General features: G+C 68.1%; 22 protein-coding genes. 6 read left to right on the forward strand and 16 right to left on the reverse strand.

Annotated elements, in window-relative coordinates; translation table 11 throughout:
* Positions 1-26 precede the first annotated feature (26 nt).
* From addA to regB, 7 genes are all read right to left on the reverse strand, one after another.
* On the reverse strand, positions 27-3,437 hold the full coding sequence (gene addA, locus B0B01_RS06895) for a double-strand break repair helicase AddA (protein ID WP_076648963.1): 3,411 nt from the start codon (positions 3,435-3,437) through the stop codon (positions 27-29).
* Positions 3,434-6,373 carry a double-strand break repair protein AddB gene (addB, locus tag B0B01_RS06900; RefSeq protein ID WP_076648965.1) on the reverse strand — a complete coding sequence of 980 codons (2,940 nt, stop codon included), beginning with the start codon at positions 6,371-6,373 and terminating at the stop codon, positions 3,434-3,436. The genes addA and addB overlap by 4 nt, the downstream gene beginning before the upstream one ends.
* Positions 6,366-7,034 carry a nucleotidyltransferase family protein gene (locus B0B01_RS06905; protein ID WP_076650099.1) on the reverse strand — a complete coding sequence of 223 codons (669 nt, stop codon included), beginning with the start codon at positions 7,032-7,034 and terminating at the stop codon, positions 6,366-6,368. Before B0B01_RS06905 ends, addB begins: the two co-directional genes overlap by 8 nt.
* An 11-nt stretch (positions 7,035-7,045) precedes the next feature.
* A complete protein-coding gene (locus B0B01_RS06910; RefSeq protein WP_076648967.1) occupies positions 7,046-8,053 on the reverse strand; it encodes an aminoglycoside phosphotransferase family protein in 1,008 nt (335 codons plus the stop codon).
* Positions 8,046-8,525: a tRNA (adenosine(37)-N6)-threonylcarbamoyltransferase complex ATPase subunit type 1 TsaE gene (gene tsaE, locus B0B01_RS06915; RefSeq protein WP_076648969.1), complete on the reverse strand. Its 480-nt coding sequence runs from the start codon at positions 8,523-8,525 to the stop codon at positions 8,046-8,048. Before tsaE ends, B0B01_RS06910 begins: the two co-directional genes overlap by 8 nt.
* An 89-nt stretch (positions 8,526-8,614) precedes the next feature.
* Complete coding sequence (locus tag B0B01_RS06920; protein WP_234967724.1) at positions 8,615-10,141, reverse strand: PAS-domain containing protein; 1,527 nt, start codon at positions 10,139-10,141, stop codon at positions 8,615-8,617.
* A 183-nt stretch (positions 10,142-10,324) separates the two neighbouring features.
* Positions 10,325-11,701: a sensor histidine kinase RegB gene (gene regB / locus B0B01_RS06925; RefSeq protein WP_076650101.1), complete on the reverse strand. Its 1,377-nt coding sequence runs from the start codon at positions 11,699-11,701 to the stop codon at positions 10,325-10,327.
* Between the two features lie 98 nt (positions 11,702-11,799).
* Between regB and B0B01_RS06930 the strand changes: the two genes are divergently transcribed.
* Both B0B01_RS06930 and B0B01_RS06935 read left to right on the forward strand, forming a co-directional pair.
* Positions 11,800-12,432, forward strand: coding sequence for an SCO family protein (locus B0B01_RS06930; RefSeq protein WP_076648971.1), 633 nt, complete (start codon positions 11,800-11,802; stop codon positions 12,430-12,432).
* A gap of 66 nt (positions 12,433-12,498) precedes the next feature.
* A complete protein-coding gene (locus B0B01_RS06935) occupies positions 12,499-13,056 on the forward strand; it encodes an ActR/PrrA/RegA family redox response regulator transcription factor (RefSeq protein WP_076648973.1) in 558 nt (185 codons plus the stop codon).
* A gap of 17 nt (positions 13,057-13,073) precedes the next feature.
* Here the strand turns inward: B0B01_RS06935 and B0B01_RS06940 are convergent, their stop codons facing one another.
* From B0B01_RS06940 to B0B01_RS06950, 3 genes are all read right to left on the reverse strand, one after another.
* The gene (locus B0B01_RS06940) at positions 13,074-13,868 is read right to left on the reverse strand and encodes a YggS family pyridoxal phosphate-dependent enzyme (protein ID WP_076648975.1); all 795 of its coding nucleotides are present in this window, start codon (positions 13,866-13,868) and stop codon (positions 13,074-13,076) included.
* A 50-nt stretch (positions 13,869-13,918) separates the two neighbouring features.
* Positions 13,919-14,203 carry a hypothetical protein gene (locus tag B0B01_RS06945; protein ID WP_076648977.1) on the reverse strand — a complete coding sequence of 95 codons (285 nt, stop codon included), beginning with the start codon at positions 14,201-14,203 and terminating at the stop codon, positions 13,919-13,921.
* 83 nt (positions 14,204-14,286) lie between these two features.
* Positions 14,287-14,877, reverse strand: coding sequence for an HD domain-containing protein (locus B0B01_RS06950; protein ID WP_076648979.1), 591 nt, complete (start codon positions 14,875-14,877; stop codon positions 14,287-14,289).
* Positions 14,878-15,008: 131 nt separating this feature from the next.
* Here B0B01_RS06950 and ahcY point away from each other — a divergent pair, with 131 nt between their 5' ends.
* Positions 15,009-16,400, forward strand: a complete 1,392-nt coding sequence (gene ahcY / locus B0B01_RS06955; protein ID WP_076650102.1) for an adenosylhomocysteinase — start codon at positions 15,009-15,011, stop codon at positions 16,398-16,400.
* Between the two features lie 71 nt (positions 16,401-16,471).
* On the opposite strand, the gene B0B01_RS06960 is transcribed toward ahcY, so the two are convergent.
* The 6 genes from B0B01_RS06960 to tsaD all read right to left on the reverse strand — a co-directional run bounded on the left by B0B01_RS06960 (position 16,472) and on the right by tsaD (position 22,185).
* Entirely contained in the window at positions 16,472-17,305 is an 834-nt protein-coding gene (locus B0B01_RS06960) for a metal ABC transporter permease (protein WP_076648981.1), read from the reverse strand.
* On the reverse strand, positions 17,302-18,168 hold the full coding sequence (locus B0B01_RS06965; protein WP_076648983.1) for a metal ABC transporter permease: 867 nt from the start codon (positions 18,166-18,168) through the stop codon (positions 17,302-17,304). Before B0B01_RS06965 ends, B0B01_RS06960 begins: the two co-directional genes overlap by 4 nt.
* Positions 18,165-19,055, reverse strand: a complete 891-nt coding sequence (locus B0B01_RS06970) for a manganese/iron ABC transporter ATP-binding protein (RefSeq protein ID WP_143733065.1) — start codon at positions 19,053-19,055, stop codon at positions 18,165-18,167. Before B0B01_RS06970 ends, B0B01_RS06965 begins: the two co-directional genes overlap by 4 nt.
* Positions 19,056-19,075: 20 nt before the next feature.
* Positions 19,076-19,990, reverse strand: a complete 915-nt coding sequence (locus B0B01_RS06975) for a metal ABC transporter substrate-binding protein (RefSeq protein ID WP_076648987.1) — start codon at positions 19,988-19,990, stop codon at positions 19,076-19,078.
* Between the two features lie 144 nt (positions 19,991-20,134).
* Positions 20,135-21,097, reverse strand: a complete 963-nt coding sequence (locus B0B01_RS06980; RefSeq protein WP_076648989.1) for an NAD(P)H-dependent glycerol-3-phosphate dehydrogenase — start codon at positions 21,095-21,097, stop codon at positions 20,135-20,137.
* Positions 21,094-22,185, reverse strand: a complete 1,092-nt coding sequence (tsaD, locus tag B0B01_RS06985; protein WP_407675234.1) for a tRNA (adenosine(37)-N6)-threonylcarbamoyltransferase complex transferase subunit TsaD — start codon at positions 22,183-22,185, stop codon at positions 21,094-21,096. Before tsaD ends, B0B01_RS06980 begins: the two co-directional genes overlap by 4 nt.
* 92 nt (positions 22,186-22,277) lie before the next feature.
* Here tsaD and B0B01_RS06990 point away from each other — a divergent pair, with 92 nt between their 5' ends.
* From B0B01_RS06990 to B0B01_RS07000, 3 genes are all read left to right on the forward strand, one after another.
* The gene (locus B0B01_RS06990) at positions 22,278-23,003 is read left to right on the forward strand and encodes a uroporphyrinogen-III synthase (protein WP_076648991.1); all 726 of its coding nucleotides are present in this window, start codon (positions 22,278-22,280) and stop codon (positions 23,001-23,003) included.
* Positions 23,004-23,089: 86 nt separating this feature from the next.
* Positions 23,090-24,613, forward strand: coding sequence for a hypothetical protein (locus B0B01_RS06995; RefSeq protein WP_076648993.1), 1,524 nt, complete (start codon positions 23,090-23,092; stop codon positions 24,611-24,613).
* A gap of 10 nt (positions 24,614-24,623) precedes the next feature.
* Positions 24,624-26,186: a heme biosynthesis protein HemY gene (locus B0B01_RS07000; RefSeq protein WP_076648995.1), complete on the forward strand. Its 1,563-nt coding sequence runs from the start codon at positions 24,624-24,626 to the stop codon at positions 26,184-26,186.
* Positions 26,187-26,245: the final 59 nt, after the last annotated feature.

Raw genomic sequence — 26,245 nt, forward strand, 5'->3', positions numbered from 1 at the left:
CTGACAATATCGGTGTGCCGGGGAACCTATGAACGCCGGGGGGCGCCGTCAAGGCAAGTGGCGCGGGCAAGCGCCCCGGACAGCAATTCCGCCGGGAGTGTCATGAGCGTTGCGCTCCGCGTCCAGAGGATCGCCGCCTGCACCGTATGGTCCGGGTAGATCGCGGCCAGCGCCGCCGCATAGGCGCCCATCTGCCGCAACAGCCCCTCCGGCACCTGCGCTGGCGTGGCCGGAACCAGGGCGTTCGACTTGAAATCGACTGCGAGCACCTGCCCGGGCGTCACCAGCAGCCGGTCGATCACCCCGTGAAACCGCTGCCCGCGGATTTCGGCGGTAAGGGCCACCTCGGCAAGCGCCTCGCCCGCAAAGAGCGGTGCGAGCGCAGGTGCATCCAGCACCGCGATCGCCTCGGCCAGCAGGGCGGAACGCTCCGCCGCGTCCAGATCGGGAAGAAGGTTCCCGGCCGCGCCCGCCCGTTCCGGTGTTAGGACAAGCGGGAGGTGTTCCAGCAGCAGGTGCAGCCGCGTGCCCCGCAGCATGGCGGCGGCCTCGTCCAGCCCCGATTCTCCGGGCAGCGCCTTAGCCCCGCCGAGATCCGAGGGGTTGACCGGCTCAGACGGCAGGACAGGGGCCGGCGCGGGGGTGCGGAACAGGTCGGGGAGCGGTTCGGGCCTCTGCACAACCGGGGCCTCGTGCCGGAGCGGCAGACCTTCCCAGTCGCCGTGGGAAAGGCGCAGGCAATCCATGCCGTCGATCCGCAGCGACGCCGCGTTATCGGCCTTCATTGCCGCCTCGATCGGCCGATACCAGCCCTCTTCGTCCTTGCCGGCATCGCCGGCGGCGGCAACGATCAGCCATTTCTCGGCCCGCGTCATCGCCACGTAAAGCAGCCGCTGCCGCTCGGCCGCGTCGCGTTCGCGTTCCACTTCATGCGCATCGGCCATCAATGGCGGCTGGCTGTCGGCCGGCATCCGCCAGAGCGGCACCCCGTCGGCCAGCAGGATCTCGCCCCGGCGGGGGTTCCGCGGCGGGCAGGTGTCGGGCAGGATCACGATCGGCGCCTCGAGTCCCTTTGCGCCATGCACCGTCATCACCCGCAGAAGATCGCCCGCGCTGCCGGTCTGGCGCTTGATTTCAAGCTCGTCAGTCTCCATCCAGGCAAGGAATCCGGTCAGGCTCGGGATGTTCGTGGCCTCGTAGGCGAGCGCCTGCGACAGAAGCGCGTCGATGCCATCCTCGGCCTCGGGGCCGAGCCGCGCGAGCAGCTTCTCGCGGCCACGGTGGCGGGTCAGCGCGCGTTCGATCAGCTCGAAGGGGCGCAGGAAATCCGCCCGGTCGCGCAGGTCGTGCAGCATGGCAAGGGTCTCGGGATGCTCGGCGCCGGCGTGGCGCAGCGCCTGCCAGAGATAGCTTCCCTCGGGGCGGTGATGGGCGAGCGTGAACAAATCCTGCTCGCTCCAGCCGCCGAGCGGGGATTTCAGCACCGTGGCCAGGGACAGATCGTCCTCGGGCGTGGCGAGAAAGGCCAGCAGCGCGCCAAGATCGCGCACCGCAAGTTCCGCCCCGACCTTCAACCGGTCGGCACCGGCAATCGGCAGGTCGGCCGCCTTGCAGGCGCGGATGATCTCGGCGAAAAGCTCCGACCGCCGCTGCACCAGGATCAGGAAATCGCCCGCGCGCACCGGGCGGCGATGCGCGCCGCCGGGCGCGGGGCCGTCCACGGGGATGGTTTCGCCGCCGTCGATCATGGCGCGGATCCGCGTGGCGATGCGGTCGGCAAGGATCACGTTGTGATGGCGCTCGCCGGGTCGGTCAACGGGGTCGGTCCAGTGGCGGTCGTCCTCCTTTTCCGCCTTTTCGACCACCGGCCAGAGATCGACACGACCGGGCAGGTCGGCCTTGAAGGCACGGTGCAGCGAATCGCGGCGAAACCCGGCGCTGTCCTGCCCCTCGAACACCAGATCCACGAGCCGCAGGATCGCCGGCGAGGAGCGGAAGGAATATTCCAGCTCGAGATCCTGAAGCGGCTTGCGGATTGCCCCAAGGCGCCGCGAAAATTCGGCCTGCATGCGGTCGAAGGCATCGGGGTCGGCGCCCTGGAAGGAATAGATCGACTGTTTCTTGTCCCCGACCACAAAAATCGTGCGGGTCATGTCGCTGCGTGCGCTCCTGCCCGAGGTGAATTCCTGCGCCAGCCTTTCGATCACGTCCCACTGTTCGGGGCTCGTGTCCTGCGCCTCGTCCACGAGGATGTGATCTATGCCGCCGTCCAGCCGGTAAAGCACCCATGAAGCAACCGCCGGGTCGGTCAGCAATGCCCGCGCCTTCAGGATCAGGTCATCGAAGTCGAGCCAGCCGTGCAACTGCTTGCGCCGCGCATATTCGGGCAGGAAGGCGCGCGCGAAATCATGGAGCGCGGCCGACTTTTCCGCCGCTGCCAGCGCGATGCGGCTTTCGCGCCCCAGTTCGACACGTCGCATCAGGGCTTCGAGTTTGTCCATCACGGGCGCAAGCGTGCCCTCGCGCAGCGGCTTGGTCGGAAAGGCGCCGATCTTGGCGGCAAAAGGGGCCTTGGCGCCCGCGCCGTAAAGAAGAGGCCCCTCCAGCAGTCGAAGGCCGCCGATATCGGCCCCGTCAAAGGCGGCAAGGATATCGGCGGCCTTTGCATCGTTCTTGCCGCTTGCCTGCAGTGCCGGAACGATGTGGCGGATCAGGTCGGCCTCGCCACCGACGAAGACATCCGCAACAAGCCGCGCCTCGTCATAGCCCTCGGGCAGGCCGAGCGCGCGCCAGAGATCCGCGCGGGACAGGGGCGGGGCAAAGGCGCTGCGGTGGCCGACGACTGCATTCGTGATCTGCTCGAAATCGCTCCCGCCCAGGTGCCGGGCCAGCGCGTCGATCAGCGGTGCCTCGGGGCCTTCGGCGAAATCGCCGATGATCTGGTCGCGCAGTTGCGCGGCCGCGCGGTCCTCGATCTCGGTGAATTGGGGGCTGACCCCGGCCTCCAGCGGAAACCGCCGCAGAAGCGCCGAACAGAAGGCGTGGATGGTCTGGATCTTGAGACCACCGGGTGCCTCGATCGCGCGCGCGAACAGGGTTCGGGCATTGGGCAGATCCCCGGGGCAGATCCCGTCTTCGCCAAGTTCGGCAAGTTCGTGCAGAAGCGCGGTTTCCTCCAGCATCGCCCAATGGCCGAGCCGCGCGAAAAGGCGGTTCTGCATCTCTCCGGCGGCGGCCTTGGTATAGGTCAGGCAAAGGATCCGCTGCGGCTCCACCCCCGCCAGCAAAAGCCGCGCCACCCGGTCCGTGAGCACCCGGGTCTTGCCCGATCCCGCATTGGCGGCAAGCCAGGTCGAGACATCGGGGCGCGCCGCCTGCGCCTGGCGTTCGCTCGCTTCGCTGCGCAAGGGTGCCGGCCTTTCGCCGCGCGGGTTCATGTCAGCACCTCGGTGGTTGCCGCGCTCGTGCGGTTCCATTCCCCGAACCGGGCAAGCTGGTCGTAATCGCCCGGGTCGCTGTCCTTCTGCATCGCGAGCCGCGCGGTAAAGCCCTGCCGGGGGTCGAGATAGGCGGTGATCAGTTCGCGGAACTCGTCAAGTACCTGTGCGGGCGGCTCTTCGTCCAGCGGTGCGGCGCTGGTCTTGAACTGCGTTCCCACCCCGACAAAGGCGGCGGCACTGACCGGGGCGGGTGCGATCCCCTCGAACCCGCCGTGTTCCGCGATCACGGCCGCAAGCAGGAGCTGCTTGTCGAAACGTCGCTGCACCGGGGCGGTCGGCGGGTTGCCGGTCTTGTAATCGTAAATCACGAGGCTGCCGCCCGCGCTGCGGTCGATCCGGTCGGCCCGCCCGGTCAGGGTAAAGCCCGGCGGTGACAGTTCGAGCCGCGCACGGATTTCGAGCCCTGCCGGCGTCGCGGTCTCGCGCTGCGCGCGTTCATGGGCAAGGAACGGTTCGGCAATGCCTTCAAGCCGCCTGTGCCACAGCCGCCGCGCGGCCGGCCAGGCCACATGTTCCGAAAGCACCTGCCCGGCCAGGGCAAGGAAACCGTCGCGCGCAAGCACGCCCCGATCCTCGAGGCTCGTGCGGATCAGGCGTTCCAGAAAATCATGCACCGCGATTCCGCGCAGCCGGGCATCGGGCGTCTTGACCAGCGGATCGAGCGGGCGCAGCCGCAGCACATGGCGCGCATAGATCGCGTAGGGGTCGCGGATGAGGGTGCGGATCTCGGTGATCGAAAGCCGGCGCGGGCGCGCAATGAGCGGCGGGGCAGGGGCCGGGCGCGGGGCCGGCGCCTGTCGCGCGACCGCCTCGAGCGCCGTGACACGGTCGAGCCAGCCGCGCCCGCGGGCGCGCATCCCCTCGAGCGCCGCGCGCCCGCCCGCTTCGGGCAGCCCGTTCAGCAGGTTCACCAGCCGGTTCAGCCAGCGCGAAGGCACGCTGTCGGCATCATTCGTGCGCGTCGCCCGCGTGAGCCAGACTTCGGGCGCGGCGATGGCCTGCTGGAAATCATGCGCGGCAAGGCCGATGCGCCGTTCGGGCAGAAGCAGCCCGGCCTGCATCCGCAGCGCACGGTTCAGCCAGGGATCGGGGCGCGCGGCATCGGGCCAGATGCCCTCGTTCAGGCCGCCGAGGATCACCACCCCGGCCCCCTGAACCCGCGCCTCGAGCGTGCCCCAGATCATCACGTCGGGACGGGGCGCATCGCGGTCGCGCACCTCGCGCGCGGCAAGCAGCGTGCCGAGCAGGTTGCCGAAATCCGAGGCCGTCATCGCTCCGCCGTGATCCGCCTCGGCGGCAAGCGATTCGACCACCTCGAGCGCCTGCTGCCCCGCGTTCCGGTCCCAGAGCCCCCCGCTGCCGGCAGCGCCGGCCCCCGCCGCAATAGACTCGGCGACGGCGCGCAGGCGGGCGACCCAATCCGCAAGCGGGGCCTCGCCCGCAATGTGCTGTCCGCAGATCCATTCACCGATCCAGCGTCCCCATCGCTGCGTTTCGGGCGAATCGCCGCATCCGGCGGCGATTCCCGTTGCGTCGGGAAAGGCCGGGCCGCGGCTGCGCAGGAAGATCTCAAAGTCGCGCGCAAGGCGCAGATGGTCGCCGCGCCCGTCACCGCTGTGGGTCAGCGGATGTTTCAGCAGGGCAAGCAGCGCCTCGCAGCTCAGCCGTTCGCGGAACAGGCCGGCCACCTGGCGCAGGAACCGCCCCGGCGGTGAAAGCTGAAGCGGCATTCCCGCGCTGTCGTCGGGCAGGATCTCCCAGCGTTCGAGCGCCGCCGTCACCTGCCGCGTAAGCAGCCGGTCGGGGGTGATGAGCGCGGCGCTTTCGCCGTTCTCCACCGCCTGCCGCAGCCGGAGCGCGATTGCCAGCGCCTCGGCCCGGGGAGAGGGCGCCTCGACCAGCGTCATCGCGCCCGTTGCGCCGGCCAGATCGGACAGCGCGGGCCCCTCGGACAACCAGGCATCGGTCACCGGCGCGGGGCGCAGCGCAAGCGACACAAGGCGGTTGCGCGCGGGCGAAGGAGGCCGGGCCGCGGTCCAGCGGCGGATTGTATCGGGTGCGATGTCAAGATCGCGCATCAGGCGGCGAAAGCGGTATTGCGGGTGATCCTCGGCCCCCGGCCTTTCGCCCTGCGGGTCGAGCGCATCCCATATCCCGGCGGGCAGATCGAAATCGAAACCGGGCAGGACGACCGCCCCCTGCGGCAGCCGGGCAACCGCACGCATGAGCATCGCCGTGGTGCCGCGCGAACCGGTCGATCCGGCAAGGATCACCGGATGCGCGGGCGGGACCTGTTTCCACCGCGCGGCGAGCGATTCCACAAGACGCCGCTGCCGGGCCTGCGGATCCAGCCCCCTGGCCCCGCTTTGGGCGAGGAAAGTCGCGGCGATGTCGAAAAAGGCGAGCGCGCGTTCCCAGTGGCCCGACATGTCCTCGACCCGGAGCGCGCGGATCGCGTCGATGCCGACCCCTTCGCCCTGCATTTCCTCCATGAGATCCGCAAGCGAATCCGCCAGATCGAAGGCCGAGGCGCGGGCGGCAAGGTCGGGCTGGCGTTCCAGCAGGCGGTGAACCAGTTGGGCCAGCTCAAGCCGGCGGCGCAGCGGCGGAACCGGCGGCGGCAGCGGCGCGCCGAGCGGTGCAAGCGCCAGATCCTCAAGCAGCAGGATCCGGGGCAGAAGCCGCGCCGGCCCCCTATCCAGAATCGCGCGCAGGCGGCGGGCCATGCGCCTTGTGTTCACGATCAGATGCACCCGCGCCAGCGCCTCGGGCGGCCCCTTGCTGCGCCCCAGCAGCCCGGCGACAAGCTCGGCCGGGAAATCCACCCCGCAGGGCAGGGCGAAGACACGCGCCTGTGCGGCCGGTTCAAACATTGCCGTGTTCCAGCAGGTTTTCGGCCAGTTGGATGCCGGCGGGCGTGCCCACATCGCACCATGCGCCCGGATAGACATGCCCAAAAAGCCGCCCCCGCGCGAGCATCCGGTCCCACAGCAGGTTGAGCGAAAATGCGGGCCGGTCGATTTCGGCAAGGTCGCGGGTCACGAGCATCTGCGCCCCGCCATAGACAAGGTCGCCACCGCGATGCAGGCGGCCCTCCGCGTCCATGCCGAAATCGCCCGGGCCCTCGCGTCCGGCCACCCTCGCGCCGGGCACGCAGATCAGCAGCGCATCCATGCGGGCCGGATCCCATTGTTTCTGCAACAGGTGCAGCGGATTCGGCCCCGACCAGATGGCATCGGTATTCAATGTGAGCACCGGATCCGCCCCGAGCAGAGGCAGTGCCGCGCGCAGCCCGCCGCCGGTTTCGAGAATATCGGGGCTCTCATGCGAGATCCTGACCCCGAACGGGGCAAGATGGGCCCGCATCATCGCCGCGCGGTAGTGGATATTGGCGACAATGGGTGCTGCGGCGGCGTCATGCGCAAGGTCGAGCGCATGGTCGATCAGGGGCCGCCCGGCGACGGGAACCAGCGGCTTGGGCCGATCGGCGGTCAGCGCACCCATGCGCGTGCCGAAACCGGCGGCGAACAGCATCAGCGGGTGCGTCACGGCCGGCGGCTCAGCTTGGCAACGGCCTGCGGCGAGGGCTGGGGGATTTCGCGCCAGAGCGTATCCGCCACCCCGGCCAGCGCCGGATGGTCGAGCCCGCGCGCAAGGTGCTTCCATACCCGGGGCAACAGGTCGAGATAGCGGGGCTTGTCCCGCTCGCGCGCAAGCCGGGCAAAGACGCCGAGGATGCGCAGGTTCCGCTGCACCCCGAGCACGGCGCAGGCGGTTGCAAGGCGCTGCGGGTCGCTGCCCGTCCGGGCGATATAATGGGCGATGGTGGCCTGTTCGATCGCCGGCGAGACATCCCGGCGCGCATCCTGCAGCAGCGACACGAGATCATAGGCCGGATGCGTCAGGATCGCGTCCTGAAAATCGAGCAGCCCGACCCGGGCCGCGCCCGCCCGCCGCTCGAGCCAGAGAAGGTTTTCGGCATGATAGTCGCGCAGCGCAAGCACCGGAGCGGCACTCAGGACCTCGCCCAGAATATCGGCAAAACGGCTCTGGAACCGCTCCATCACCATTTCGTCGCACGGCCCGGTGATCGCGGCGGCGTAATGGGTAAAGGCAAGGTCGGTCATCGCCGCAAGCTGCTGCGGCGTCGGGGTTTCGAGCGCGGGCGCGGGATGGCGCTGCAGTTCGACCAGGACGTCGGCGGCGGCACGGTAAAGCGTCTCTTCCTGTTCGGGGGCCTCGGCGGTGCGGCGGATGAACAGTGCATCGCCCAGATCCTCGATCAGCAGCAGCCCGGCTTCGGCGTCCGAGGCAAGGATCTCCGGTGCGCTCAACCCCATGTCGCGCAGGTGGCGCGCAAGGCGTTCAAAGGGGCGCACGTCCTCGCCGGGCCCGGGCGGGGCATCCATGAGCACGGCAGTCGCCCCGCTTTCGGGATCGCGCAGGCGCTCGTACCGCCGGGGGGAGGCATCCCCGGCCAGCGGGGCGCGCTCGGCACCGGCCCAGGGGGTGGCGGCCAGAAAGGCGATGATCCGGGCGGCGCGGTCAGGCATTGCTGATCTCCGGGATGCGGCCGCTCCAGCGGGCGTCGCTCCAGCCGAAGGAGATGCACCGCACCTCGGCGGCGCCGTCATCGGCGGCGAAGGTCACGCGCAGCGCATCCTGGGGCGCAAGCGGACCCAGGCGGTCCGGCCACTCAACGATGCAGATCGCCGATTCGAACGCCTCGGGCAGGCCGAGCTCCTCGATCTCGTCCGTTCCCGTCAGCCGGTAGAGGTCGGCGTGGAACAGCGGCCCGGCCGTGGTGTCGTAGCTCTGCACCAGGGTATAGGTCGGCGAGGGCACGTCCTCGGGTGTGGGCAGCAGGCTCTGGATCAGGCCGCGTGCGAAATGGGTCTTGCCCGCGCCGACCGGTCCATCGAGCAGCAGGCAGTCGCCGCCGCGCAGCGTCGCGGCGAGCCGGGCGGCGACTTCCGCGGTCTCGGCCGGCGAATGGCTTTTCAGCGTGACGGAGGTTGCATTCATGGCGTCAGAATGACCAAGGCCCGCTCCGGCTGCAAGTGCCGGCTGCAACAATCGCCGACCCGGGGGCCGTAACGCCTGGCCGGGATTTTTCAGGCCAGGGCGATGCGCTTTTCGGCCGGGGGCAGGGCGCGGCGATGCCCGAGCACTGATGGCTCGAACGTGACCATGGTGGCGCCGCCGTCCACCGGATGGATGCGGCAGATCATCTCGCGTCCGCTGTTCAGGCGGAAATCGCCGCTCCAGAAGGTGCGGTTGCCGCGCATGGCGGCGAAATCACGGATCTGCCCCCAGAGCGGGGTGGCGCGGCAGTGACCCTGCCAGAGCCGCGTGGCGTCGGTGATGGTGGTCGGCACCAGGCATTCGTCGGGGTCGGTGCACCACAGCCGGCGGTAGGCGGTGTTCGAGATGCCGAGCGTTCCGTCGGCTGCAAAGACTGCGATGGCACGGTCAAGATGATCGAGCACCGACTGCACCAGTTCAAGATCGGCCCGGAACCGGCGGGTCAGGGTGATTTCGGCGCTGATGTCCTCGAACAGGAACGCGATGGCACCATCCGGGTGCGGACGGCCGGTGACCGAATAGACCGACCCCGAAGGCAGGGTCCAGGTCTCGGCATACTGACCGTCGCTGGCGGCGGCGACGAGGTCGGTCATCTGCTGCCGCCAGCTTTGGTAATCGCGCGGCTCGGGCATCATGCGCTGATCGCGCAGCCGATCGAAAAACGACAGAAGGTTCGGGCGCGCGCTCAGGAAATCGACCGGCAGTGCAGTCAGGTCGGTCAGCGCCGGGTTGAACATGACGAGCTGGCGGTTGCGGTCGAAGATCGCGAGCCCGATCGAAAGATGCGCGAATGTCTTGGCCAGCGTCTGCACGAAATTGCGCTGTGCGGCCTCGGCCTCGACCTCTGCGTTCACATCCAGCGCAAAACAAAGGTGTCCCGTCCCGTGCGGAACCACCGAGACATCGAACCAGAGTTCGCGGGTGCCTGCCGCAAGCGCGCGCCGCATGCGGGTGCCGTCCGACGGATCGGTGGCGGCGATGGCGAACAGCGGCTCCCCGGGTGCGGGCGACCCGTCCCGGACCCGGTCCCGCAGGCGCTCGTGGGCGCCGTTTTCCCAGCACAGCCGGCCCCCGGCGTCGAGCCACCAGGCCGGATAGGGCGCATGGTCGATGGCCGAAAGGGGCAGGCCCTGCACGCCCTGCGCGGCATCGGGTTCGGCATGTCCGGGGCGGCGCGGGTTCATCTGCACGCGGATCATCTCGTCGAGCCACTCGCAGGTGACCTCCATCGGATCCTCGTCCTCGATGGGATCCACCACGAGCGCGCGCCCCGGATCCTCCCGCGTTTCGGGAAAGCCCGGAAAGCGCAGGCGCAGAGAGGCGCGCAGATCCGACCAGTTGCCGACAGGGCGTTCCGCCGGGTCGAGCAGGCGGGCCGCGCGGCTCATGTCGATCAGGATCTCGCCCTCGAACAGCCAGACCGGCCCGCTGTCCTGCGCCGCGCGGAACAAGGGCGATTCCTCTGTGTCAGCCATGGCCGGGCAGCGCATGAACCAGACGGATCCAGCCGCGGCGATCACGCACATGGCGCCGAGTATCAGCCACTCCCACATCATCCTTCGCACTCCGCCCGACTCGTTCACCGCTACGCAAGGATCCTGGCGCACCAAAGGTTAACCGCGGTTTAATTCGGGCCGGATCGGAGATTTTGCCGCCGCGCCCGGCAAGAATCCGCCGCTGACGGAAGAAAGCACCGTGGAATCGATCCGTTGGCATTTGTCCGGTGCCAGATTCCGGCATCAGCTCTTCGGTTGGTGCGGGCGGGGGTGCCGGGCGGGGCGGGCCTCGATCCGTTCACGCGGCGACCAGACCACCTCGACCACGGCGCCGTGGCGGCTGCCCCGGCTCTCGGAGGCATGGGCCGGATCCGAGCCGTTGGCGAATCGCAGCCGCGCGCCGGTGCGTTCCAGCAGCGTCTTGGCGATGAACAGCCCGAGCCCCATCCCGTCATAGGCCGGACGCATCCGCGCACCGCTTGCGCGGCCGCGCATGAAAGGTTCGCCGATCCGCCCGAGCAGCGCCGGCGCAAACCCGGTGCCGTCGTCCATGATCCGCACGGCGATGCGGGTTTCGCTCCAGCGGGCCTCGATCCAGACATTCGCGTCGGCGAAATCGACCGCGTTCTGGATCAGGTTGCGCAGCCCGTGAATCAGTTCGGGCTTGCGCTGGATCACCGGCTGCGGCTCGCGTGCCAGCGGGAACTGTTCGAAATGCAGGGTCTTGCCCCGGCTTGCGTGGGGTTCGGCCGCCTCTTCGAGCACGGCGCCGAGCGGCACCTGCCGCAGGTGCGGATCGTCCTCGCCGGCGCGGCCCATGTTGCGCAGGATGTCGCGGCAGCGGTCGGCCTGCTGGCGGATCAGCGCCGCATCCTCGCGCAGTTCGGGGTATTCGGAAAGCTCGTCCACCAGTTCGGAGCTGACCAGCTTGATGGTGGCGAGCGGCGTGCCGAGCTCATGGGCCGCCGCCGCGACGACGCCGCCGAGGTCGGTCAGCTTCTGTTCGCGCGCAAGCGCAAGCTGGGTCGCGGCAAGCGCGTCGTACATGCTCAGCATCTCGGAACTGATGCGCCAGGAATAGGCCCCCATGAACAGGGTGGCGATGATGATCGCAGCCCAGATGCCGAGCCGGAACGTCTCGGGGATCACGAACTCGGCCCCGCCTGCGGTGGTCAGCGGGATGTTGAACAGCGCCAGCAGTGTCACCAGCACGATCGCCGTCGCGCCGATGACCAGGGTAAAGCGCAGCCCCATCATACCGGGCGTTATCGTGACCGGAGCAAGCAGCAGCATGGCGAAGGGATTGTTCAGCCCGCCGGTCAGATAAAGCATGAATGCAAGCTGCAGCAGGTCGAACATCACCATGGGCAGCGCCTGCGATTCAGACAGCCGCTTGTTCTCGGGCAGGACCGTCATGGCGACGAGGTTGAGGATGATCGGCGCGCCGATCGCGACCGAACACAGCCCGAAGGGGATCCGTATGTCGTAGATCAGGTAGACCCCGGCGATTGCGGCGATCTGCCCGAGGATCGCCCCCCAGCGCAGCAGGATCAGCGTGCGCAGCCGGATCCAGTGACGCGGCGCCGAGCCGCTCAACAGGGCAGAGGTGGCTTCGGGCATGACAGAGCCTTGATCAGCGGCGGTGTTGTAACCGCCGCCCGAATTGATAGGAAGATGATCGCGGGCGATCAACCGTCCAGCCGCTGCGGAGAACTTCCATGAAACCGATCCATGCCATTGCCGTCGCCGTCGTTCTTGTTGCCCTCGCGATTGCCGGCGTGGCCTGGTGGCAGATCAGCGGAAAGGCGGGCGGGGACCGCTTTGCCCAGTGCCGCGGCAGCCAGGTCGCCGGCGGCGCGGCACAGATCGGCGGTCCGTTCGAGCTGGTCGATTCGCAGGGCCGCACCGTGACCGACAAGGACGTGATCACGCAGCCGGCGCTGATCTATTTCGGCTATACCTTCTGTCCCGACGTCTGCCCCATCGACGTGGCGCGCAATGCGGTTGCGGTCGATCTCCTGAAGGAGCAGGGGCATGCGGTCACGCCGGTGTTCATCTCGATCGACCCCAGGCGCGACACGCCCGAGGTGGTGGGCGAATTCGCCGAGGCGATCCATCCCGACATGGTGGGGCTGACCGGATCGCCCGAACAGGTCAAGGCGGCGAGCCAGGCCTACAAGACCTATTACCAGGCGCAGCCCTCGGATGACGAATATTACCTCGTCGATCACACAACCATGTCCTATCTGGTGCTGCCGGATGAAGGCTTTGTCGAGTTCTTCCGCCGCGACACCGGCCCCGAGGAGCTTGCCGGGCGCGCCGCCTGTTTTCTCGATGCCGCCGGGATGTGATCCGGGTTTGACCTTTCCCCGGCATATGCACATATTGCGAACAGGACAAAACGACCTGAGGTAGGCATGACCGACGAGGCGTCAATGCTCGAAATCGGGCCGGACAGATCGCTTCTTCTGGTCGATGATGACGAAGTGTTCCTGCGGCGGCTGGCCAAGGCAATGGAGAAACGCGGCTTCGACGTGGAAACCGCCGATACCGTCGCAGTAGGATGCGTGCTGGCCCGGAGCCGGCCACCGGCCTATGCGGTGGTCGATCTGCGGCTCGAGGACGGAAACGGGCTCGACGTGGTGGAGGTGCTGCGCACGAGCCGCCCCGACTGCCGGGTGGTGGTGCTCACCGGATACGGCGCGATCGCCAGCGCCGTCGCTGCGGTCAAGATCGGTGCCACCGATTATCTTTCCAAACCCGCCGATGCCGCCGATGTGACCCATGCGCTGCTTGCCGGGCCGGACGAACTGCCGCCGCCGCCCGAAAACCCGATGAGCGCCGACCGTGTGCGCTGGGAACATATCCAGCGGGTTTACGAGCTTTGCGACCGCAACGTGAGCGAGACCGCGCGCCGCCTGAACATGCACCGGCGCACCCTGCAGCGGATCCTGGCCAAGCGCAGCCCGCGCTGAGCGGCGGCCCAATCGGTTCAGCCGCTTCCTTCCGGGGCGAATCCGGGCCAGTAAAAGGCGTCATTGGTGGGGCGCGGGCCAAAGATCGCCTGCCCGACCCGCACAACATCGGCGCCCTCTTCGATCGCCAGTTCGTAATCGCCCGACATCCCCATGGAGAGCTGCGCAATCTCGGGATGAACCGCCACCGCCTTGTCGCGCAGATCGCGCAGAAGGCGGAAGCAGGTCCGCACACGTTCGTGATCACTGCTGAACACGGCAAGCGTCATCAGCCCCTTGGGGCGCAGACGCGGGTAATCGGGCAGGCGTTCGACAAAGGGCAGGAGCGCATCGGGCGCGAGGCCGAACTTGCTGTCCTCGCCCGAGGTGTTCACCTGCACGTAAACGTCGAGGTCGCGCCCCTCCTGGTCCAGCCGGCGGTTCAGCGCCTCGGCAAGCCGGATACTGTCGAGCGCGTGGAATTCGGCGGCGAAGCGGACTAGATATTTCACCTTGTTGGTCTGCAGGTGGCCGATGATGCACCAGCGGATCGCAAGATCGGAAAGCGCCGCCTGCTTGTCGCGGGCTTCCTGCAGCTTGTTTTCGCCAAAGTCGTGCACTCCGGCGGCGTGGGCCAGGCGCAGCACATGGGCCGGCACGGTCTTGGTCACCGGCAGCAGCCGGACCGAATCCGCCGCGCGCCCGCTTTGCCGGCTGGCCGCGTGGATGCGGTCCTGCACCCTCGCAAGATTGGCGGCAAAGCTGCGCCCGGGATCCTCACCGAAGCGGGCGATGTCCTCGGGCGAAAGCGCCTGTTCGGAAGTCGTGGTCATGTCGGTATCATCCTTCGCAGGGGATCGGGGCGTCCTGCGTCTTCAGGGGGTCACGGGCGCGGGTGGCGGTAATCCAGCACGGTCCCGGCCGCATCGACATCGCAGATATGCAGCCGGTCGCCATCCCGGGCCTCGACCTGGGCCCGTCCGCCGGTTTCGGACACCCGGCGCGAGGTGATGGCTTCGGGCGGCTGCCTGATGTGTTCCGTGATCGCCGCGGTACAGGCGGCCTCCTGCCGGGCTCTCAACCCGTCGTCGGCCGGATCACCGGCCGGTTCCGTCCCGGAACAGGCCAGCAGCGGGACGAGCAGGACTATACCAAGGGCGGGGCGCATGGCGGTCTCCTGAATGCGGGGTCTCTTGCCGGTGAGGATAGGGGCATCCCGAAGCCGCTGTAAAGCCGTGGGCCCGCCGTCAGCTAGATCTGCGCCATGAGCGCGCCGTGCCGCCCCAGATAGGCCGCGCGCACCTGCGCGGGCGGCCGCAGCGTGATCCCGAGCCCCTCGGTCAGGCCGGGCGGGGGCTTGCCGAACAGGCGGTTCGCCTCCGGCAGCGAGAAACCGGCGATCGCCGTGGCCTCTATCCAGGCGCTGATCCGGTCGGCCTGCTTGATCTGGCGCCGTATCGGCGCCGGAAGCACCGCCGGCAGGCCGAAGCGCAGGTGGATCGCCGCGGCAAGCCGCTGGTCGAGATCCTCATAGGCGGGGCCGACCGCTGCCTTGACCGGAGAAATCATGTCTCCGATCACATATTCCGGCGCGTCGTGCAGCAGCGCGGACAGGCGCCATTTCGGCCCTGCTTCCGGGCTGATGCGGGCAAACAGCGTCTCGACCAGAAGCGAATGTTCGGCAACCGAATAGGCGTGATCGCCCAGTGTCTGCCCGTTCCAGCGCGCGACAAAGGCAAGGCCGTGGGCGATATCCTCGATCTCGATATCGACCGGCGTCGGGTCCAGCAGGTCGAGCCTGCGTCCCGAGAGCATGCGCTGCCAGGCGCGGGGCTGTTTCATCGCGTCGTCCGGGTGCGGGTCCCAAAGGGTTTCCGGCCTCGATAATTCCCCGGCCCCGCGGTGTAAACCCGCATGGATTGTGCCAGCCCCCGCAGGGTGATAGAGCGGCGCAAACAGCTGGAGTGGACCCCGTGAGCACAGATTATATCGTCAAGGACATTTCGCTGGCCGAATTCGGTCGCAAGGAACTCGACATTGCCGAAACCGAAATGCCGGGCCTCATGGCGCTGCGCGCGGAATACGGCGCGGCAAAGCCGCTCAAGGGCGCGCGGATCGCCGGCAGCCTGCACATGACGGTGCAGACGGCGGTGCTGATCGAGACGCTGACCGCGCTCGGGGCCGAGGTGCGCTGGGCGTCGTGCAACATCTTCTCGACCCAGGATCACGCGGCGGCGGCGATTGCCGCGACGGGCGTTCCGGTCTTTGCCGTCAAGGGCGAGACGCTGGCCGAATACTGGGATTATGCCGACCGGATCTTTCAGTTCGACGGCGGCGCGAACCTGATCCTCGACGACGGGGGCGATGCGACGCTCTATATCCTGCTCGGCGCGCGGGTCGAGGCGGGCGAAGAGGATCTGATCGCGAACCCCACCAGCGAAGAGGAAGAGGCGCTCTTTGCCCAGATCCGCAAGCGCATCGCGGAAACTCCGGGCTGGTTCGCCCGTCAGCGCGACCAGCTCCGCGGCGTGTCCGAGGAAACCACGACCGGCGTGCACCGGCTTTACCAGATGGTCGAGAAGGGGCAGCTTCCGTTCCCGGCGATCAACGTCAACGACTCGGTCACCAAGTCGAAGTTCGACAACAAGTACGGCTGCAAGGAAAGCCTGGTCGACGGCATCCGCCGCGCCACCGACACGATGATGGCCGGCAAGACCGCCGTGGTCTGCGGCTATGGCGATGTCGGCAAGGGGTCGGCGGCCAGCCTGCGCGGGGCCGGCGCGCGTGTGAAAGTGACCGAAATCGACCCGATCTGCGCCCTGCAGGCGGCGATGGACGGGTTCGAGGTGACGACGCTCGAGGATGCGGTTTCCTCGGCCGATATCTTCGTCACCGCGACCGGCAACCGCGACGTGATCCGGGTCGAACACATGCGTGCGATGAAGGACATGGCGATCGTCGGCAACATCGGCCATTTCGACAATGAAATTCAGGTGGCGGCGCTCAAGAACCACAAGTGGACGCCGATCAAGGACCAGGTGGACATGATCGAGATGCCGGGCGGCAACCGTATCATCCTCCTGTCCGAAGGGCGGCTTCTGAACCTCGGCAACGCCACCGGCCACCCGAGCTTTGTCATGTCGGCCAGTTTCACCAACCAGGTGCTGGCGCAGATCGAGCTGTGGACCCGTGGCGATGCCTATGAAAACAAGGTCTATGTGCTGCCCAAGCATCTTGATGAAAAGGTCGCGCGGCTGCATCTGGACAAGATCGGGGTCAAGCTCAGCACGCTGAGCAGCGAACAGGCCGCCTATATCGGGGTCGAGGCCGAGGGGCCCTTCAAGCCCGATCATTACCGTTACTGACCGGGTTTCGACCCATATGCACAAGAGCCGGGCACCAGCGGGGCCCGGCTTTTTCAGTTCGGGATCACGGTTCAGGCGCGCTGTGATGCCCGGCGCATCCGCAGGCTGTTGCGCGCGAAGGCGATCAGGAAACAGCCGGTCAGGATCAGCACCACCGTCGGCGCCGGCGCGCTGTCGATGAAGAAGCTGAGATAGACACCCGCGAAACTGGCGCCGAGGCAGACCAGCGCGGCAACGGCCAGCATCCGGCCGAAGCTGCGGGTGATAAGAAAGGCGATGGCGCCGGGGGCGATCAGCAGCGCCACGGCCAGGATCAGCCCGGCGGAGGTCATCGCCGCGACGATGGTCAGCGAAAGCGCCGTCAGCAGCCCGTAATGCAGCAGCCCCACCCGCAGCCCCGAGGCCCGCGCCTGCGCCGGATCGAATGCGTGCAGCATCAGGTCGCGCCATTTCAGCAGCAGAAGCGCCGAAACCACGGCGGCGATGGTGCCGGCGGTCCACAGATCCTGCGTGCTCACCCCGAGCATGTTGCCGAACAGGATATGGTTCAGGTGCACGTCCGAACTGATCCAAGTGTAGATCACGATCCCCAGCCCGAACATGCCCGAAAACACCACCCCCATGACGGTGTCCTGCTTGACGCGGCTGTTCTCGGCCAGATAGCCGGTGGCGAGCGCGGTCACCATCCCGGCACCGAACGCGCCGAGGATCAGCGGCAGCCCGAGGATATAGGCCAGCACGACGCCCGGCAGGATCGCATGGCTGATCGCATCGCCCATCAGCGCCCAGCCTTTCAGCACAAGGAAACAGGACAGTAGCGCCGTCGGCACCGCCACGATGGCCGAGATCAGGAAGGCATCCCGCATGAAGGGGAACTGGAACGGCAGAAGGATCTGGTCGATCATGGCCGCACCCCTTCGTCCCTCGATGCCTGCCGTGCCCGGGCGCGGGCCGCCAGCAGCCCGTGTTTCGGCGCCCAGACAAAGGCCGCCAGAAAGATCAGCGTCTGCAGGCAGACGATGATGCCGCCGGTTGCGCCGTTCAGGAAATAGGACAGGTAGGCGCCGAGAAAGCTGGTCAGCGTGCCGATCAGCACCGCGAGCAGGATCAGCCGCGGAAAGCGGTCGCAGAGCAGATAGGCCGTGGCCCCCGGCGTCACCACGAGCGCGATGACCAGAAACGCCCCGACCGTCTGCATCCCCGCCACGACGCAGGCCGACAGCAGGGTGAAGAACACGGCCTTGAGCAGGCGCGGGTGCAGACCGATCGAGCGCGCGTGGTTTTCATCAAAGAACACCACGAGCAGATCCTTCCACTTGGCCAGCAGCACGGCCAGCGAGGTCAGCCCGATGATGGCCAGTTGCAGCGTATCCTGCGGCGTGATCGCAAGGATGTTGCCCATGGTGATGGTCTGCACCGAAAATCCCATGGGCCGGATCGACACCATGAACAGGCCGAGCCCGAAGAACGCCGAAAAGATCAGCCCGATCACCACGTCGGTCTTGAGCCCGGACCGGTTCGACAGGAACAGCATGGCCGCCGCCGCAAGCCCGCCCGAGATGAAGGCGCCAAGCGCGAAGGGCAGCCCCAGCATATAGGCGCCCGCCACCCCCGGCACCACCGAATGCGAAAGCGCATCGCCGATCAGCGACCAGCCCTTGAGCATCAGAAAGGCGGACAGGAAGGCGCAGACGCCGCCGACCAGCGCCGAAACCCACATGGCATTGGTCATGTAGCCGTAGCTGAACGGCTCAAGCAACGAGGTCACGGCCCGCCCTCCTGCGTATGGATGCGATCGGCATAATGGACCAGCGGCCGTTCGTCGTCGCTGTAGATGGTGACGCGGCGGCGGTCGTCATCCTCGTGCAGGGCCTCGCCGCCCAGCGTGAACTGGCGCAGCACACCGCCGAAGGCGCGTTCGAGGTTGGCGCGGGTAAAGGTCGTCCCGGTCGGGCCATGGGCCAGCACCGTGCCCTTGACCAGCACCACCCGGTCGCAGAATTCGGGCACCGAGCCGAGGTTGTGGGTCGAGACCAGCATCACCCGCCCCTCGGCCCGCAACTCGCGCAGCAGGGCGATGATCTGTTCCTCGGTCTTGACGTCCACGCCGGTGAAGGGCTCGTCAAGCAGGATCACCCGCCCCTCCTGCGCGAGCGCGCGCGCCAGAAAGACCCGCTTTTTCTGACCCCCCGAAAGCTCGCCGATCTGGCGGTGGCGATAGTCCTGCATGTTCACGCGGGACAGCGCCGCATCCACCGCCGCCCGGTCGGCTGCCGATGGGCGGCGCAGAAAGCCCATATGCCCGTAGCGCCCCATCATCACCACGTCCTCGACCAGCACCGGGAAGGACCAGTCCACCTCTTCGGCCTGCGGGACATAGGCGACGAAATTCTGCCTGAGCGCCTCGCGGATCGAGCGCCCGAGCAGGCGGATTTCCCCTTTTGCAACCGGCACGAAGCCCATGATCGCCTTGAACAGGGTCGATTTCCCGGCTCCGTTGACTCCGACCAGGCCGGTGATGGTTCCCTTCGGAATCGCAAAACTGGCGTTGCGCAGGGCGGTGTGCCCGTTGCGATAGGTCACGGTCACGTCCCGCGCGGTGATTCCGCCGCCGGGCGCGTCTTCGCCGGCCCGGGGCCGCGGGGCCGTCTGCATCGAGCCGGGGCTTTCACGCGTCATCTTGCATCCTTTTCGGCGCCGGAAAGCCCTCTGGCGATGGTTTCGGTCGTGACCCGCAGCAGGTCGAGATAGGTCGGCACCGGACCGTCCGGTTTTGACAGGCTGTCCACATAGAGGATACCGCCAAAGGCCGCGCCGGTTTCGCGCGCGACCTGCTTCGCCGGGGCGCTGTTCACCGTGCTTTCGCAGAACACGGCCGGGACATCGTGTTCCCGCACGCCGTCGATCACCTGCTTGACCTGTTTCGGCGTGCCGGTCTGGTCGGCATTCACCGGCCAGAGGAACAGCTCCTGCATGTCGAGGTCGCGGGCCAGATAGCTGAAGGCCCCCTCGCAACTGACCAGCCAGCGGTTTTCCTCGGGAACCGCGGCGATGATCGCCCGCAGCGGGTCGAGCTCGGCCCGCAGCTTTTCCTTGTAGGCATCGGCGTTGGCGGCATAGGCTTCGGCATTGTCGGGGTCGTTCGCGGCAAGGGCGGCCTGCATGTTGTCGACATAGATCACCGCGTTTTCGAGCCCCATCCAGGCATGGGGATTCGGCTTGCCGTCGTATTCCCCGCCCGAGATCGAAAGCGGCTCGATTCCTGCCGACACCTCGGCCGAGGGCAGGTCGCCAAGCTGATCCAGGAACTTCTGGAACCAGCGTTCCAGGCCCAGCCCGTTCGACAGGATCAGATCTGCATCCTGCGCCCGCACGATGTCGCGCGGCGTCGGCTCGTATTCGTGAATCTCGGCCCCCGGCACCGTGATCGAGACCACATCGGCCGCGTCACCGGCCACATTCCTTGCCATGTCGGCCAGAACGGTAAAGGTCGTGACCACCTTCATGCGCGACTCGTCCGCCGCAGCCGGCCCGGCCAGCATCGCACCGGCGGCCACCGTTCCGAGGAAATGCGCAAATCTTGACGACATGGGGGATCCTTCCCGTTTTCCACTGACAGATAGAGCATGTAAATGCAACTCATTCTCAATCGTCAAGCGAAATGCGACTCGTTTGCAAAACATTCTGGCCGGACCGGTAACTGGCGCGGTGCCGGATCCGCAGCGGACCGGCGGTCATTCCTCTTTCAGCGGCCGGGCAAGCAGCCTCGCCATCGCATCCGCCGGCGTCACCCGCCGGTCGAGCAGGGCCACGACCGTATCGGTGATCGGCATGTCGAGCCCCAGATCCGGGGCCCGCGCCGCGACCGCCCTTGCGGTTGCCGCCCCCTCGACGGTGATGCCGGAGTCGAACTCCCGCCCCCCGCCGATGGCGAGCCCGAGGCGATAGTTCCGCGACTGTTCGGACGTGCAGGTCAGGACCAGATCCCCGAATCCCGAAAGCCCGGCAAGCGTGCGCGTCCGTGCCCCCATCGCCCGCGCCATGCGCTGCATTTCGGCATAGCCCCGCGTCATCAGCGCCGCCCGTGCGCTGGCGCCGAGCCCGGCCCCGATCGCCGCGCCGCAGCCGATCGCCACCACGTTCTTGAGCGCCCCGCCAAGCTCGGCCCCGATCACGTCCGTCGTGCGATAAAGCCGGATATTGCGGGTCGAAAGCCGCTCCTGCAGCCGGCGGCCCTGTGCCGCATCACTTGCCGCGAGCGTCAGCGCGGTCGGCAGGCCGCGGGCGATGTCACTGGCAAAGCTCGGCCCGGTGAGCAGGGCGTGGGGAGCACCGGGGAGCGTGTCGGTGATCACCGACAACGGGCCGGCACCGCTGCCGAGCTCGATCCCCTTGCAGCAGGCCACCAGCACCGCCCCGTCGAGGGCCTCTGCGCGTTCGTTCAGAACCCCGCGCAACTGCTGCATCGGCACCGCCAGCAGCATGATCGCATGTTCGGACCCTTGCGGGAAATCGGCGCCGACCTCCAGCCCCGGCGGGAAGGCGATGCCGGGCAGGTAACGGGCGTTTTCGCGCCGCTCCTGCATCTCGCGGGCCTGCCCGGCGTCGCGCGCCCAGAGCCGCACCGGCCCCTTCGCCGCGAGCGAGATCGCCAGCGCCGTGCCGAAGGCGCCCGCACCGATCACGCTGATGTTCATGCCCGTGCTCCTTTCCGGCCACTGCCCAGCATGGGCGGGGCCCTGCCGTCGAGCGGCCAGCGCGGCCGCGCCGAAAGCGTCATGTCGTCATGCGCCCCGGCAAGATGGCGTTCGATTCCGGCATAGGCGATCATGGCCGCATTGTCGGTGCAGAGCGCAAGCGGGGGTGCAAGAAATTCAACCCCCGCCCCGGCGCAGGCTTCTTTCAGCGCCGCGCGGATCACGCCGTTCGCCGCCACCCCGCCGGCCACGGCCATGATCGGGGCGGCGGGCGCAAGCGCGGTATAATGGGCAAGCGCGCGGCGCGATTTCTCGGCCAGAACATCCGCGACCGCCTGCTGAAACCCCGCGCAGAGGTCGGCGCGGTCCTGCCGCGTGATGCCGCCCTTTTCGCGCACGATCAGGTCACGCTGGCGCAGCAGCGCGGTTTTCAGCCCGGAAAAGGACAGATCGCACCCGGGCCGGTCAAGCAGCGGGCGCGGAAAGGCGAATCGCGCCGGATCGCCCTTCCGGGCTTCGGATTCGACTGCGGGGCCGCCGGGCTGCGGCAGGCCGAGAAGGCGCGCAACCTTGTCGAAGGCTTCGCCCGGCGCATCGTCGATGGTGCCGCCGAGCCGGGTGAAATCGTCATGTCCCCGCGCGATCAGGAACTGGCAATGCCCGCCCGATACCAGCAGAACGAGGTAGGGCCAGGCAACCTCGTCGGTCAGGCGCGGGGTGAGCGCATGCCCGGCCAGATGGTTCACCCCGATCAGCGGCAGGCCGGTCGCGGCGCAGATGCCTTTCGCGCACATCACCCCGGCGAGCACCCCGCCGATGAGCCCGGGGCCCGCCGTCACCGCGACCGCGTCAAGATCGCCAAGGGTCACGCCCGCCTCGGCCAGCGCCCGCATCACGCAGAGATCCAGCTTTTCCGCATGGGCGCGCGCCGCGATCTCGGGCACGACGCCGCCGTAACCGGCATGAAGCGCATCCTGTCCGTGAACCACCGAGGAAAGGATCCGTGCCTTGCCGGACGTTCCACGCACCACGGCGGCGGCGGTGTCGTCACAACTGCTTTCCAGCCCCAGAACCGTTACCGTCATCATCCTGTGCGGGGCATCTGCCCGCCCGTTGCAACCCGATTGCTGCGCAGGTAACATCCGCAACGCTCGCAAACAATCCCGAGAGGGGCGCCGCGATGGCGAAACCCACCTTGCTGATGACCCGCCCCCCGGCCGCGAGCGAACGGTTCGTCGCCGCGCTGCCCGCCGTGCTGCGTGATGGGCTCGCGGTGCATCACTCTCCCCTGCTGCGGATCGTGCCGCTGACGCCGAGGGTCGAATTTGGTGATGCGCGCGGTATCGTGTTCACATCGGAAAACGGCGTTGCCACCGCGTCGGGCCTGACAGAACGGCGCGATCTGCCGGTTTACTGCGTCGGTGCCTGGACCACGCGAAAGGCGCGCGAGGCCGGGTGGCAAGCGGTAATGCTTGGTGAAAACGCGGCCGAGATGATCGCCGCCATGCAGGCCGACCCCCCGGAGGGGCCGCTTCTGCATCTGCGCGGACGCCATGGCAGCGCCGACATCGCCGGGGCGCTCGCGCCCATCGGCTGCGAACTCCGGGTGCAGGTGATCTACGAGCAGGAGCTTCTTGAACTCGACCACAGGGCGCAGGCGCTTCTTGCCGGGCCGGGCGTGGTGATCGCGCCGCTTTTCTCTCCGCGCACCGCGCAGCAATTCGTCCAAAGCGCGCCGGCAAGGGAGGGCTCGGCCGGGGCTCTCCGGCTCGCCGCGATCAGCGAGGCCGCCGCCCGCCCCTTGCGCGCAATGAAGCCGGAGCAGCTTGTCATCGCCACCCGCCCGACCGCCGGGGCGCTTGCCGATGCAGTCAGCCGGCTGGCCGGGATGGCGCAAATTCCATAGGCAGGGTTGAGGCTTGCCGGGGTGCGAAGTAAGGTCTCCGAAGGCAGCAAGCAATATCCGGGTCAGGACCAGGAAGGACCAGCAAGGTGGCCGACAAGACCGACTCTGAACCCAATGGCAACGACAAGGCCGAGAACGAGACGGACACAACCGCAAAACCCGCTGAATCCCCCCGGCCCGATGCCCGCGCAACACCGGACGAGACGAACGACTCCGGTGCGGAGGTGCCTCGCCCCGATGTGTCGCCCGCGGTGCCGGTCACGGATGGGGGCGGGGATAACGGTGCGGATGACGCGACGCCCGGCGGGGACCTGCCCGATCCGGAGACGCCCGACCGGCCCGCAACGCCGGGCAGCTTTGACGGTGCCCGGAAATCCGACCCCTGGGCAACGGGTGCGGCCGGTTCCACGCCGCCGGCGCCCGAATCCTCTGCCGAATCTCCCGCCGAATCCCTCATCGACGACAGGCCGGAGGACGCTGCGGACAAGACCGCAGCAGACAAAACGGACGTGCCCGGTGCCCTGCCGGGGCTGGACACACAGGACGAGCGAGCCGCCGGGCAGCGGCGCGGCGGGTTTCTTCCGGCGCTTCTTGGCGGGGTTCTCGCGGCGCTTCTCGGCTTTTTCGCCGGTCGGGCCGATCTGATCGACCGTTTCCTGCCCGAAGACCTCCGTTCCTCTGCGCAAAGCGGCGACCTGGCCGATCTGCGCGGCGAAATCGCCGCCCGGGACGAGGCCATCCGCGACCTGCGGGCCGGGATCGACAGCCTTCAGGCCATGGTCGGAGAGGACAATGCCGATGACACCGGCCCCGACATGTCCGCGCTGACCGAGCCGCTTTCCGACCAGATCGCCGAACTTTCCGGTCGGCTTGATGATACCGACACGGCCATCGCCGCGCTCGACGAGCGTATCGAGCGGCTGGGCAATCGCCCTGCGGGCGCCGCCCCGGATGAACTCGCCGCGGATTGGGAAGTCAGGCTCGACACGCTGCGCGAAACCATGTCGGACCAGGTGGCCGAGCAGATGTCCGACCAGCGGGCCGAGATGGAAACCCTGCTGGCCGAGGCACGGCGCATCGACGCCGAGGCCCGTGCCCGCGAAGCGGCGGCCGAAAGTGCCGCGCAGGCGGCCACCGGGCGCGATGTGCTGGCGCAGATCCGGGCGGCGCTCGATTCCGGGCGTCCCTATGCGGACCAGTTGCGCATGCTGGACGGGACCGGACTTTCGCCCCCGCCAGCACTTGCCGGAAGCGCTGCCGAGGGGGTCGCGACGCTGAATGCGCTTCAGTCCGAATTCCCGCCTGCCGCGCGCGAGGCGCTGGCTGCAGTGCGGGCGCAGGATGACGGCTCGCGCAGCTTCGGCACCTTCCTGCAGCGCCAGCTTGGTGCCCGCTCGGTCGCCCCGCGCGAAGGTGACGACCCCGACGCGATCCTGTCGCGCGCCGAGGCCGAACTGAACGGCGGCAACCTCGAAGCGGCGCTGGAGGAACTCGACATGCTTCCCGAGACAGCAGAACCCGCCCTTGCGGAGTGGCGCGCCCGCGCCGAGGGCCGCCTTGCCGCCATCCGGGCCGCCGACGATCTGGCGCAGAGCCTGAACAGCAACTGAAGGACATGCAATGCTCTGGTCGCTGATCAAGATCCTGTTGTTCATCGCCGTCATCGGCGCGCTTGCGCTCGGGGCGAGCCACCTCATGGACATCGAAGGCGGCGTGCAGGTCACCATGGCCGGCACCGAATATACCTTCGGCCCGCTGCACACGGTGATCGCGCTGCTGCTGCTGGTTGTCGCGGTATGGCTTTTGCTGCTGGTGCTGTCCGGGCTGGTGGCGCTGTTCCGTTTTCTCAAGGGGGACGAGACCGCGCTGTCACGCCGCTTCGAGCGCAAGCGCGAGAAACGCGGGCTGCGGGCGGTGACCGAGGCGGTGCTGGCGCTGGCCTCGGGCGAGGGGCGCGCCGCGCTGAAGGAAGCGCGCCGGGTCGAGAAATACCTTGACGATCCGGCGCTTGCCGAACTGCTCAAGGCGCAGGCCGCCGAGCTTTCCGGCGAGACCGCGCTTGCCGCCGAAAGCTATCGCAAGCTGATCGAGAATGATCACACCCGTTTCGTCGGCGTGCGCGGCGCATTGCGGCAGCGGCTTGCGAAGGGCGATCGCGAGACGGCGCGCAAGCTGGCGGAACGGGCACTGGCGCTGAAGCCCGCCCATGAGGAAACGCAGGACATCCTGCTGCGGCTGCAGGCGCAGGCCCATGACTGGGCGGGCGCCCGCCAGACCCTGAGCGCGAAGCGCCGCTCGGGCACGATCCCGAAGGACGTCTATACGCGGCGCGACGCGGTGCTGGCGCTGTCCGAAGCGCGCGACGTGATCCGGACCGATGCGGGGGTTGCGGCACAGGAAAGCGCGATCGAGGCGAACCGGCTGTCGCCCGACCTGATCCCGGCGGCGGTGATGGCCGCGCGCGCCTATATCGCGCAGGACCAGCAGCGCAAGGCGGCAAAGGTGATCCGCAAGGCGTGGGAGGTCCGCCCGCACCCCGATCTGGCCGCCGCATTCGCCGAAATCCGCCCCGCCGAGACCCCGCAGGAGCGGCTTTCGCGCTTCGAGGCGCTGACCCGCACCCATCCCTATCATCAGGAAACCCGCCTGTTGCGGGCCGAACTGAATATCGCCGCCGAGGATTTTCCCGAGGCGCGCCGCGCGCTCGGCGATCTGACGGACGGTGACGGCGATGCGCGGGCCTTTACCCTGATGGCGGCCGTCGCGCGCGGCGAAGGCGCGTCGGATGCGGTGGTCGAGGGCTGGCTGACCCGTGCGCTGAACGCGCCGCGCGGCCCGCGCTGGGTCTGCGAGAACTGCCGGCATGCCCATGCGGAATGGGCGCCGATCTGCAGCAACTGCCAGAGCTTCGACACTCTGAGCTGGAAAGCGTCCGAATCCCCGCGCCCGGGCGGCGACGTGCCGGCAAGCGTGGTGCAATCGAGCCTCCTGCCACTGATCGTCGGCCGCGATCCGGGTCCCGATATCGACCGCGATCCGGGGGAAGGGCCGGACCCGGAACCCGGCCCCGGCGGTGCCCCGGACCTGGGCCCGATACCCGAGGCCAATCTTGTCGATCTGCCGCGCGCCGGCGATCCCGATCAGGGCGGCACGGACAAAAGCGGCGACGCGGCGCGGAAATAACGCTTTCCAGAGCGCCGCACCGGTGCTATCAGCGCTGCGCGCGACGCCGCCGGCGGCGC

Origin of the sequence: Pontibaca methylaminivorans, assembly GCF_900156525.1 — a bacterium.
Classification (GTDB): domain Bacteria; phylum Pseudomonadota; class Alphaproteobacteria; order Rhodobacterales; family Rhodobacteraceae; genus Pontibaca; species Pontibaca methylaminivorans.